General features: G+C 62.6%; 9 protein-coding genes. 3 read left to right on the top strand and 6 right to left on the bottom strand.

Annotated features, from left to right (window positions below; translation table 11 throughout):
• Positions 1–119 precede the first annotated feature (119 nt).
• Genes AC6I97_RS19435 through AC6I97_RS19445 form a run of 3 tightly spaced genes read left to right on the top strand, consistent with a single transcriptional unit; the run spans position 120 to position 2,415 of the window.
• Positions 120–935 carry an amino acid ABC transporter substrate-binding protein gene (locus AC6I97_RS19435; RefSeq protein ID WP_309926938.1) on the top strand — a complete coding sequence of 272 codons (816 nt, stop codon included), beginning with the start codon at positions 120–122 and terminating at the stop codon, positions 933–935.
• Positions 936–1,595, top strand: coding sequence for an amino acid ABC transporter permease (locus tag AC6I97_RS19440; protein WP_224093714.1), 660 nt, complete (start codon positions 936–938; stop codon positions 1,593–1,595).
• Positions 1,582–2,415: an amino acid ABC transporter ATP-binding protein gene (locus AC6I97_RS19445; protein WP_309926934.1), complete on the top strand. Its 834-nt coding sequence runs from the start codon at positions 1,582–1,584 to the stop codon at positions 2,413–2,415. Before AC6I97_RS19440 ends, AC6I97_RS19445 begins: the two co-directional genes overlap by 14 nt.
• A gap of 102 nt (positions 2,416–2,517) precedes the next feature.
• On the opposite strand, the gene AC6I97_RS19450 is transcribed toward AC6I97_RS19445, so the two are convergent.
• The 6 genes from AC6I97_RS19450 to AC6I97_RS19475 form a co-directional block, all read right to left on the bottom strand.
• Positions 2,518–5,544: an alpha-mannosidase gene (locus tag AC6I97_RS19450; RefSeq protein WP_309926932.1), complete on the bottom strand. Its 3,027-nt coding sequence runs from the start codon at positions 5,542–5,544 to the stop codon at positions 2,518–2,520.
• Positions 5,545–5,714: 170 nt separating this feature from the next.
• Entirely contained in the window at positions 5,715–6,581 is an 867-nt protein-coding gene (gene fdhD, locus AC6I97_RS19455) for a formate dehydrogenase accessory sulfurtransferase FdhD (RefSeq protein WP_224093708.1), read from the bottom strand.
• 1 nt (position 6,582) lies between these two features.
• On the bottom strand, positions 6,583–8,892 hold the full coding sequence (locus AC6I97_RS19460; protein WP_497946156.1) for an FdhF/YdeP family oxidoreductase: 2,310 nt from the start codon (positions 8,890–8,892) through the stop codon (positions 6,583–6,585).
• 57 nt (positions 8,893–8,949) lie between these two features.
• A complete protein-coding gene (locus AC6I97_RS19465) occupies positions 8,950–10,290 on the bottom strand; it encodes a molybdopterin molybdotransferase MoeA (RefSeq protein ID WP_497946158.1) in 1,341 nt (446 codons plus the stop codon).
• The gene (locus AC6I97_RS19470; RefSeq protein ID WP_497946159.1) at positions 10,287–11,207 is read right to left on the bottom strand and encodes an NTP transferase domain-containing protein; all 921 of its coding nucleotides are present in this window, start codon (positions 11,205–11,207) and stop codon (positions 10,287–10,289) included. The genes AC6I97_RS19465 and AC6I97_RS19470 overlap by 4 nt, the downstream gene beginning before the upstream one ends.
• A gap of 42 nt (positions 11,208–11,249) precedes the next feature.
• Entirely contained in the window at positions 11,250–11,750 is a 501-nt protein-coding gene (locus AC6I97_RS19475) for an HNH endonuclease (RefSeq protein WP_216926047.1), read from the bottom strand.
• Positions 11,751–11,806 lie beyond the last annotated feature (56 nt).

Below are 11,806 nucleotides of genomic sequence, written 5' to 3' on the forward strand. Positions count from 1 at the left end.
GATGAGTGGTGGCGGGCTGTTGGGGACCGCCCCCACTCAGCCTTTTTAACCACCCCTTCCACAAGTCTCCAAGCCTTCCCTGCCGGGAATCCGCATTGGCCCGCGACTAAGATGGCTCCATGACCAGCCTTCGCTCCCGCCGTTCTCTTTTCGCCGCTACCCTGGCCGCCGCCGCCCTTGCGCTCTCTGCCTGCGGTGGCGGTCCCACTCCAGCCCAGTCCGGTGGCGATACATCCTTGTCCGATGTGAAATCCAAGGGCGAACTCGTCATCGCAACGGAAGGAACCTACCGCCCGTTCAGCTTCCATGCCGAGGGCGCTGGTGAACTGACGGGCTACGACGTCGAGATTGCCAAAGCGGTGGCTGAAAAGCTGGGCGTGAAGGCGAGCTTCCAAGAGACGCAATTTGATGGCATTTTTGCGGGCTTGGACGCCAAGCGCTTCGATACCATCGCCAACCAGATCTCCATCAATGCCGAGCGCAAAGCCAAGTACGAGTTCTCCAAGCCCTACACCGTCTCCACCGGCGTTGTAGTGACCAAGAAGGACAATTCCAGCATCAACAGCTTCGCCGACCTCAAGGGCAAGACCACCGCGCAGTCGCTGACCAGCAACTTCTACAAGATGGCCGTAGAGGCCGGCGCCAACGTTCAGGCAGTGGAAGGCTGGGCCCAGTCGGCCACCCTCGTACAGCAGGGACGCGTGGACGCAACGGTGAACGACAAACTCACCTACCTGGACTACGCGAAAACCACACCCGATTCCGGATTGAAGGTGGCCGCCGAAGCGCCGGACAAGACCGAGAGCGCCATGGTGTTCCGGAAGGGTTCCACAGAGCTGACCAAGGCTGTAGACAAGGCGCTGGATGACCTCCGGGCAGATGGAACCCTGACGAAGATCTCCGAAAAGTACTTCGGTGCGGATGTCACCAAATAAATGAACTGGGACCTCATCTGGAGTTCCTTCGGGCCGATCATCAGCGGTGCCGTAACGGGCACCATCCCCCTTACGCTGGCCTCCTTTGCTGTGGGCCTGGTGTTGGCCTTGGTGGTGGCGCTGTTGCGGCTGAGCTCGAATTGGCTGCTGTCCGGCATAGGTCGCTTCTACGTCTCGGTTATCCGGGGTACTCCTCTGCTGGTGCAGCTGTTCGTGATTTTCTTCGGCCTTCCCAGCATTGGCATCCGACTGGATCCCTGGCCGAGCGCCATCATCGCCTTCTCCTTGAACGTGGGCGGCTACGCTGCCGAGATCATCCGGGCTGCGATACTTTCAGTGCCCAAGGGACAATGGGAAGCCGGTCACACCATCGGGATGTCCCGCCCCCAAGCGCTGGTGCGCATCATCCTTCCGCAAGCGGCACGCGTGTCCGTTCCACCCTTGTCCAACACCTTCATTTCCCTGGTTAAGGACACTTCGCTCGCTTCACTCATCCTGGTCACTGAACTCTTCCGCAACGCCCAGCAAATCGCTGCGTTCAGCCAGGAGTTCATGGCCCTGTACCTGCAGGCAGCCCTGGTTTACTGGGTCATCTGCCTGGTCCTTTCCACCGCGCAGTCCGCCGTGGAACGGAGATTGGACCGTTATGTCGCCCACTGATGCACCTCAACAGCGCGAACCACGCGTCACCTCGGTCCTCAAGGCCCGGAACCTCGCTAAAGCCTTCGGCAACAACGTAGTGCTCCGCGACATCGATATCGACATCCGGCGCGGCCAGGTGGTGGCCCTCATCGGTCCCTCAGGTTCGGGCAAGACCACTGTCTTGCGCTCGCTTAACGGCCTTGAAATTCCCGACGCCGGTACTGTCACCTTTGGCGGCACGGGCCCCGGCTCCGGCCCTGCAAGCGAGACGTCTGACGGCCTCTCGATCGATTTCGGCGCCAAAGTGGGCAAGAGGGAGATCGCTGCGCTGCGGGACCGCAGTGCCATGGTGTTCCAGCACTACAACTTGTTCCCGCACATGACTGTCCTGAAGAACATCATCGAGGGTCCGGTCCAGGTACAGAAGCGCCCGAAGGCAGAGGCCATCGCTGAAGCCGAGCGATTGCTTGAGCGGGTTGGCCTGGCTGACAAGCGGGATGCTTATCCGTTCGAGCTCTCCGGCGGACAACAGCAGCGCGTGGGCATCGTCCGTGCGTTGGCGCTCCAGCCCCAGCTGCTGTTGTTCGACGAGCCAACCTCGGCATTGGATCCCGAGCTCGTCGGTGACGTCCTGGGCGTCATCAAGGAACTCGCCGAGGAAGGCTGGACCATGGTGATCGTGACGCATGAGTTGGCCTTCGCCCAACATGTGGCTGATGAGGTCATCTTCATGGATGGCGGCGTTGTGGTGGAGCGGGGCCCTGCTGCCGAAGTGCTGCGCGCACCCCGGCAGGAACGGACCAAGCTGTTCGTGAAGCGGCTCCAGCACGACGTCTAAAGCTCTTCGCGCGGTCGCCCCGGCCCGCCCAGCCACCAGGCCCACCCAGCCATCAGGCCACCCAGCCATCAGGCGCGCCCGGCCTTCAGGCGCGCCCAGCCTTTATCGGGCGAACCGCAAGGTGACCAATTGGAACGGGCGCAGGACCAGCTCGGCTGCGTCCTGCCCCACACTCACTCCAGGGGCCTCTACCGGCCGCTCCAGCAGGTCCGTGGCCAGGACGCCATGAGCTTCAAAATTGGCCCTGACAACACCGGCTGAGCGTTGTCCCAAGGATTCGTAAAGACGCACAATGACGTCTCCGGAGCCATCCTCAGCCAGCTTCACTGCCTCCACTACCAAGGCAGGGTTGGACACGGACAGCAGAGGTTCCACTGGCTTGGCACCAGTGACATAGCGGGGCTTCAAGTTGGTGCGGTAGCCCTCCTCCACGGCATCCCCGATCCCTGCTCCAGGCCTAAGGGACAGCTCAAGTGTGTGCTCGCCGCGGTCTGCTTCAGGGTCCGGGAACCTGGCGGAGCGCAGCAGCGAGACACGGACGGTGGTGGTCGTCCCCCCGTCTCCGCGGACAGCTCTGGTGACGTCGTGCCCGTAGCTGGAAGCGTTGCTGACGGCTACGCCATAACCAGGCTCGGCAACGTGGATCCAGCGATGCGCGCAGATCTCGAACTTCGCAGCATCCCATGATGTGTTCGTGTGGGTCGGCCGGAACACATGGCCAAACTGGGTCTCGGAGGCCGAGCGGTCCGCGCGGACATCCAGTGGGAAGGCTATCTTGAGCATCTTTTCGCGTTCTTGCCAGTCCACTGTGGTGGAGATCCCCAGCGACTCCGCACCGGCGTCGAGCGTTATCCGTTGCGTGATGGTGGAGGCACCAACCGTACGCTTGACCACCACGACGGCGCCTTCCTCCGTGCGCTCAAGATCGATGGTTTCCGCTTGGGTCAGTTGGGTGACGTTGCGCCGGTAGAACTCCTCGATGTCCCAGGCGTCCCATTCATTGGGAGTATCCCTGAACAGCTCAAGCAGGTTGCCGGGCTGACCGGGCACCATCGCCTCACGGCCAGTGGCATGGTCCATGAGCGAGGTCAGCAAGCCGTCGCTGTCCACGACAGCGCGGATGATTCCGTTGTCCAGGATGTAGCCGCCACCCTTCTCGCCGGCATCAACACCTGCCTCCGGTTTCACCGCTTCCCCAACGGCCAGTGCCGGCACGCCGCCCCTCTTGTGCGGGGCCGCATTGAGCAGGAACTGCTTGTCTCCTTGGCCGACAAGCGCCTGGGCGGCCTGGCCGATGATGACCTCGAGATCGCGGGCGATCGCCTCGTAATTCCGCTCGGCGTCCTGGTGGACCCACGCAATGGAACTGCCCGGCAGGATGTCGTGGAATTGCTGCAGGAGCACCAACCGCCAGAGCCTCTTGAGCTCCGTTTCGGGATAGGCATATGCCTCGCCAAGGCGCACTGCGGCCGTGGAGCACCACAGTTCTGCTTCACGCAATAGGTGTTCGCTGCGCCGATTGCCGCGCTTGGTCTTCGCCTGGCTGGTGTACGTTCCACGGTGCATCTCCAGGTACATCTCGCCCACCCACACCGGGAGGTTGCGGTACTCGGCTTCGGCCGCCGTGAAGAAGTCCTTGGCCGTGCCCATCCGGACCTTGGGCGAACCTTCAAGATCTGCGGTGCGGCGTGCTGCGGCCACCATCTCACGGGTTGGACCGCCACCGCCGTCGCCATAACCGAAGGGAACCAGTGACATGGTTCCGCGGCCGTGCTCACGGTAGTTGCGCTCCGCATGCGCAAGCTCGCGGGCGTGGAGCTCTGCGTTGTACGTGTCTACGGGCGGGAAATGAGTGAACAACCGGGTGCCATCAATGCCTTCCCAGGTGAAGGTGTGGTGCGGCATCAGGTTCACTTTGTTCCAGGAAATCTTCTGCGTAAGGAACCATCGCAAACCTGCCGACTTGACGATCTGTGGCAGTGCTCCCGAGTAACCGAAGGAATCGGGCAGCCATGCTTCCTGGCACTCCACGTCGAATTCCTTTTGGAAGAAGCTCTTGCCTTCCACGAACTGGCGCGCCATGGCCTCGCCACCGGGCATGTTGGTGTCCGATTCAACCCACATCCCACCGACGGGAACGAACTGCCCGGCCCTGACCTTTTCCCGGATGCGGACAAAGAGCTCGGGATAAAATTCCTTGATCCAGGCCATCTGCTGGGCTGAGGAGCACGAGAAGACGAAGTCGGGGTCCTCGTCCATGAGGGCCACCACGTTGGAAAACGTGCGGGCACACTTGCGGATGGTTTCACGGACAGGCCACAACCATGCAGAATCGATGTGCGCATGGCCAGTTGCCACAAGTTCGTGGGCCGAAGCATAGGCGGGCCGGCTCAGCACTTCTGCCAATGCCTCGCGGCCTGCGGCAGCCGTTCCCGCGACGTCATCCGGATCCATGATGTCCAGCATCCGTTCCAGGGCCCGAAGGATTTCGTGGCGGCGCGGCAGGTCCATGGGGAGCTCGTGCATGAGCCCGCTCAATGTCCAAACGTCCTGGTTGAGTTCCCACACCGTCTCGTTGAGTTCGGCAATGGCAATCCGGCCCAGGCGATACCGGGGTTCCCCGCCCGAGGTCGCCTTATCCCCCAAAAGGGTAGGCGCAAATGACCAACCCTGCGCCACATCCGGGTTGGCTGCCGCCTCAACATAGAAGTCAACGGACAATCCGCCGCCGAGCAGCTTCAGCGGAACGTGGTAGTTACGCGGCGAGATCGCTTTGATGATGCTGGCATCGGCACGCCAGGCCGTGCCTTCACATTGGAACCCCGGCACGTCGCTGTTGAAACCGAGGTCCACGATGATTTCCACCGCCGTCCCCTCGGCTGAACCCCAGCCTTCCGGAACTTCACCCTGGAGCCGGAGCCACTTGGTACTCCACGGCTTACCCCAAGGTGCCCCCGGCTCCTGGGGCGTGAAAAGCTGGCGCATGGCCTCCGCTGCGGGCACGGGTTCTCCGGGCGCGTCCCAGCTGCTCAGCTGCAGCGGGACGGACCTACCGTAAATGGCCGGAAGAAGACGTTCCCGAACGAATCGATCGAGACGCTGTTCAGTGATCCGGCGGTCGTCGTGCAATTAAAACCCCTTAGGCATTGGCTGGTGGCAAAGCGTCATGGCCGGCTGGCGGGCCGGTACGTGATGGACGGCGTTATTAGAGGACACGGCGATTCCAATCGATGGATAAAATCTACGTTGTTCCAGCTCAATAGCCAAGTGATCGAGGACTATCCGCAACGAATGGGGCCTCAGCCGGCCTCCACCCCTACGATCCTGTCCCTCCCCGCGTACACATTCAGGCTGGTACTGCGGCTGAAGCCCACCAACGTGATCCCCGTTTCGTCCGCGAGCTCGGCCGCCAGGCTCGATGGAGCACTGACCGCTGCAAGGACGGGAATGCCCGCCATGGCAGCCTTCTGGACGAGCTCGAACGACGCCCGGCCGGATACTTGAAGAACTGTTCCTTTCAGCGGCAGCTTGCCTGCCCGCAAAGCCCAACCCACCACTTTGTCCACGGCGTTGTGGCGGCCAACGTCTTCCCGCAGGCACAACAGCTCGGAAGTACCGTCGTCGTGAACCCTGAAAAGGCCCGCGGCATGGACGCCGCCTGTTTTGGCGAAGACCGCCTGCGCCTCACGCAACCGGTCCGGGAGGGCAGCCAGCGCTTTTACGGGGATGGTCACGTCGTCGTCCGCAGGACTGTGCCGCGAGGACTTCCGGACGGCGTCGATCGAGTCGGTGCCGCAAATGCCGCAGGAGCTTGAAGTGTAGACGTTACGGCCCGTATCCGGACGTTCGACGTCGGGTCGCAGCTGTGCGTCCACGACATTGAAGGTCTGTACGCCGTTCTCGTCCTCCCCTGCGCAGAAACGTTCGGAAACGAGTTGCCCCGGCTCCCAGATGATGCCCTCGGAAACAAGGAACCCCGCCACCAGGTCGAAGTCGTCTCCGGGGGTCCGCATGGTCACCGAGAACGACATATCGCCGAGGCGGATCTCCAGGGGCTCCTCGACCGCGAGGACGTCTTCTTTGTACCGGACAGGGTGTTCCAGGGCCTGGGGCGATCCGTCAAGAACGAACTTATGCAGCTTTCGGCGCTGGGTCACACGTCCCATGTCAGGATCCGTTCTCCTCTGGGTGTTTTACGAACCGCACAGTCATGGCCTTGTAGCCGGGCGTGTTCGATTCGCGGGCCACAAGCTCGCGGTGCACCAGGGCGTTGGCTTCCGGGAAGTATGCGGCCGCGCAGCCCTTGGCTGTGGGGTATGCGATCAGCCGGAACTTGTTGGCCCGCCGCTCCGTGCCGGCAAACGTGGAAATGACATCCACCAGGTCACGGTCTTTGAAACCCAGGCCAGCGAGGTCTTCCTCATGGACCAGGATCACCCTGCGGGCGTCCGAGACTCCGCGGTAGCGGTCGTCAAGGCCATAGAACGTGGTGTTGTACTGGTCGTGGCTACGAACCGTCTGCAGGATCAAGTGGCCCTCTGGAGCTTGAAGATACTCAAGCGGACTAACCGTGAACCGTGCTTTGCCGATGTCAGTGGCGAAGGTACGGGTATCCCGTGGCGGGTTCGGGAGGACAAAACCGTTCTTCGTGCGGACCCTGGCGTTGAAGTCCTCGAACCCCGGAATAACGCGTGAGATGTGGTCCCGGATCACGTCATAGTCCTCAGCCATGGCGCGCCAGTCAACGCCGTGGTCATCCCCGAGTGTCGCTTGCGCCATGCGGGCCACGATGACGGGTTCGCTCAGGAGGTGCTCCGAGATCGGAGCCAGCCTGCCCTGCGTCTTGTGGATGACCGACATCGAATCCTCTACGGAGAGGAACTGCTTGCCCTTGGGGTGTTTGTCGTCCGTGTCCGTGCGTCCAAGCGTGGGCAGGATCAGGGATGTCTTTCCGTGCACCACGTGGGCCCGGTTCGGTTTGGTTGAGATGTGGACAGTCAGGCCGGCTGTTTTGAGCCCGGCTTCCAATGCTGATGTGTCAGAACCGGCTGCAGCAAAGTTTCCGCCCATGGAAACGAAGACATCCACCTCCCCCTTTTCCAGGGCGTGCTGGGTCTCCACGGAGTCATATCCATGCTCGCGGGGCATCCGGAATCCAAACTCCTTGTCCAGCGCGGCAAGGAAGGGTTCGCGTGGCTTCTCCCAGATACCCATGGTGCGGTCACCCTGGACGTTCGAGTGGCCACGCACAGGGCACGCGCCGGCTCCACGCTTACCGAAGTTGCCTTGGAGCAGGAGCAGGTTGATGATCTCCTTCAGCGTATCCACGGAGTGCGGCTGCTGGGTCAAGCCAAGCGCCCAGCAAATAATGGTTGCCTTGGACTTGGCCATCAGCCCCGCCACAGTGACGATTTCCCCGCGCGACAAGCCGGTTGCGCGCTCAGTCTCATCCCAGTCCAGCTGGGACCGTGCCTTCGCGTACGCTTCGAAGCCCTCGGTCTGCTTTCCGATAAATGACTTATCGACCACCGTCCCCGGGTTCCGCTTCTCTTCCTCCAGGAGCAAGTGGCCCAGCGCCTGGAACAGAGCGAGGTCGCCACCGACCTTGATCTTGAGGAACTCATCGGCGATAGTAGTGCCGCCCCCGATCACGCCGTTGAGGGACTGGGGGTCCTTGAAGTTCAGCAGTCCCGCTTCCGGAAGCGGGTTCACGGCAACGATCTTTCCGCCGTTGTTCTTGCAGTCACGCAACGCGGACAGCATGCGGGGATGGTTGGTCCCGGGATTCTGGCCCACCACGAACACCAGTTCAGCGTGGTGGATGTCTTCCAGCGAAACAGTTCCCTTGCCGATTCCGATGGTCGGGTTCAGCGCGCTGCCCGAGGACTCATGGCACATGTTGGAGCAGTCCGGCAGGTTGTTGGTGCCCAGGCTGCGGGCAAACAACTGGTACATGAACGCGGTCTCATTGGCCGTCCGGCCGGAGGTGTAGAAAACACAGCGATCGGGCGTGGTGGCATTGATATGCTCCCCGATCAAGGCAAAGGCATCAGTCCAACTGATCGGGGAATAGTGGGTATCCCCCGGTTTGAGGACTACGGGCTCGGCGATCCGTCCTTGGCTTCCCAACCAGTATTCGGTCTTGTCTTCAAGATCTGCGATGGAATGTGCTGCCCAGAATTCGGCCCCCACCGTCCGCGTGGTGCTTTCCTCAGCGATTGCCTTGGCGCCGTTCTCGCAGAATTCAGCGGGACTCCGGCGTCCCGTGATGGATTCCGGCCAGGCGCAGCCCGGGCAATCAAAGCCGTCATGCTGGTTAACCCTGAGCATGGAGCGGACCGTGCGGGCTACTCCTGCCTGGGAGTAGCCCCTTTCAAGGGCGACAGTGACAGCCTTGAGGCCTGCCGCAGCTTTCTTGGGCGGGTGGATTTGCAGGTCATCTTCATTGATGTCCTGTTCGGGAGCATGCCTGTTCATGGGTCCATCATTGCAAGCCCGGGCACCCCGTTACCACCTGCGTCCATCCGGGGACCTTCAGGATTCCAGCGCGCTCCAGTCAACGGGACCGGAAGGGGCCTTCTTTTGTTGCCGGGCCGGCGCCTTTCGTTTCCCTTCACCCGCTTTGGGCATGGGCAGGGGTTTGCCCCAAGGCAAGGGAAAGGCGGGGACCAGCTCCCCCATCTGGACACCGTGTGGCGGGACCACCAGGACGCCATCCGCTCCTGCCAGCCCGCGCATCATTCCAGGACCTGCGTGCTGCGCGGGCGATGCCAATCCGTAGACCAGTTTGAAAGGCATCAGGCGCGTCCGTCCAGGATCGGCGTCGATCATCGCACCGCTGGGAACCTCACCAACGTCCTCCAGGTTCCTGTGGCCGAGCGCTGCGAGCAGCGGCCCGCCAACCGTGAAGAGCGCCATCATGGCGGCAAGCGGATTCCCGGGCAGGCCCAGCACGAAGCGTCCGTCCGGAAGCTCCGCCAATACGGCAGGGTGCCCCGGACGCATGGCAATGCCATCGATCAGCAGCCGGCCACCCAGTTCAGCCACGGCTCTCCTGAAATGGTCCGTCCCCGAGCGTCCGGTCCCGCCCGTAGTAATAACGACGTCGGCCGGCGGCTCCGCTGTGGCATATGGTTCTGCAGGTTCAGGCTCGGTGTCCTGCAAAGCCGCAAGCCAGTCGTCGTAGTTGTCGCCTACCTTAAGTTGCTCCCCTGGAATGCCACCCAAGAGTTCGACGACGGCGCCAAGCTGGGGTCCGAAGGTATCGCGGACCTTGCCCGGTACGGGAACGCCCTGCGTCACAACTTCCGAGCCCGTCAGGAGGAACCGAACCAAGGGTTTCCCCAGGACCTCCAGCTCATCCAGGCCGGCCAGGGCAGCCAAGGCGATGTGCGCAGGATTGAGGATGGTTCCGGCTTTGAGCAGCACGTCCCCTTCTGCAGCTTCTTCGGCAGCCTTGCGGATGTGCTGGCCATTGCGGGGCTCCCCCGGCTTCGCTGCCCCGCCAAGCGCAAGGATTGGAAGGCCGTCGTCGTCGGTGGTAATGACCCCGCTCTCGGTGCGCAAAACAGCCTTCGCGCCTGGCGGAATGAGTCCCCCGGTAACGATGGGACTGGCCTGGTGGGGAGCAAGCCTGTGTCCGGGCTCAACAAGAATCCAAGGACCTGTTCCGTTGACGGCCCAGCCGTCCATGGCGGAGGACGCGTAGTGCGGCATGTCCTGTACGGCGACCGCGTCCGAGGCAAGCGTCCTTCCCAAGGCGGCCTTCAGTGGCACCGGGCTTGGCGGGATCGGAGCAGCGACGTCGAAGGCGCGCTGCCGGGCCTCATGCCATGTGTGTGCCGCGTGGTGGCCCTGTCCGGGGGCCTCGGTCATTCCGCCTCAGTCCCGGGCTCCAGGTATTGCTTGGCAACCTGGCGGGCCAGGTCAAGGGCGGCGCTCATGGCGGTGTCGTCCGCCGCCTGGCCGATCCCCCTGGCCATACCAGCAGCGTAACCGGCGATGAACGTAGTCAGGGGCGCGGCAGGCCGCACCACGGAGTGGGCGGCAACTCCTGCCACTGCGAGGACTTCATTGATATCCACTTCAACGCCCTCAAGCTCAAAGGCCTGCAACAGTGTGCGGCACCAGTCCTCGAGCGTCTCTTCCTGGCTCTTCATGTCCGCCTCCTGCTCGTTGTGTATGCCCAGGGCCGCAGCGTCCTCCCATGTGTCCACATCATCGGTAGACCCATCGGGAACAGTAACGGCCAGCAGGTTCAGCCTAGCAAGCAGCCGGAACACTGAAGAGTTCGTTAACCCCGAAGTTGCAGAAGCTGCGGAAACTTCCCTTTCCAAAGCCCGGGTGCTGTAAACCCCCAGGAGAGGCTGTTGCCGGCCATCGGCTGAAACGGCCATGGCGCCCTCCGCTTCGGGGTGCGCACGCAGTTCTTCCCACAGGGGCGCAATGCCCCTGGCGGCGTGCGGCATGTCGCAAGCCAGGACGAGCGTCCATGGCGCTGGGTTGACTGCCTGCCGAAGAGCCGCCGCCTCATGAAGGGCCGCCAGACCGGCAGCAATCGCAGCGGCAGGGCCAGCAAAGGCCGGCTCCTCCCGGGCACTAAGAACTCCATCAGGCAGGACACCGCCGATACCAGAGGTGTCCGGACCAACCACAACCACAGCGGAGGCTCCTCGTGCGGCCTGCAGGGCATGCGAAAGGAGGCTGGCGCCGTCGAACGTCAATCCGGGCTTGGGCACGCCACCGAGGCGGGTGGCCCTGCCACCCGCCAGAATCACAGCGTTGAACTCCATCCGCCCAGAGTACCCGGACGGCGGGAGGGCAACAGAAATCGATCAGGCGGCGGATTCCGGCAACAGGAACGGGTCCCAGTCCGGCGCAGGTTTCTCGAGTTCTTTGATCTGCCACATGGTTCCTGTGGGCACGCCGGGTTTGAAACGAAGTTTCCAACCCATCTCGGCGAGCGTGTGGTCACTCTTGGCGTTGTTGCATTTCAAACACGCCGCAACCAGGTTTTCCCAGGAATCCGCGCCGCCCCTGGATTTGGGGTGGACGTGGTCTATGGTGTGGGCTGTTTTCCCGCAGTAGGCGCAGCGATGGCCGTCGCGGCGGAGTACCCCGCGGCGGCTCACGGCGGTGATCCTGTTGTACCGGGGCCGGATGTAGCGATTAAGAAGGATCACGGATGGTCGTCCGAGAATCTCCTGTGGCCCGACGACAGGCTCGTCGCCTTCGGCCACTACGCTAGCTTTTCCAGTCAGCACAAGGACCAGCGCCCGGCGGAAGGTTACTACCGCCAGCGGTTCATATCCAGCATTCAGAACGAGTGTGCGCATGCACGTACCTCTTCACGGCCGCACCCGTCAGGGGCACGAGGGCCGGCTGCCCTCTG

The organism is Arthrobacter sp. TmtSoilC48, from assembly GCF_059739425.1.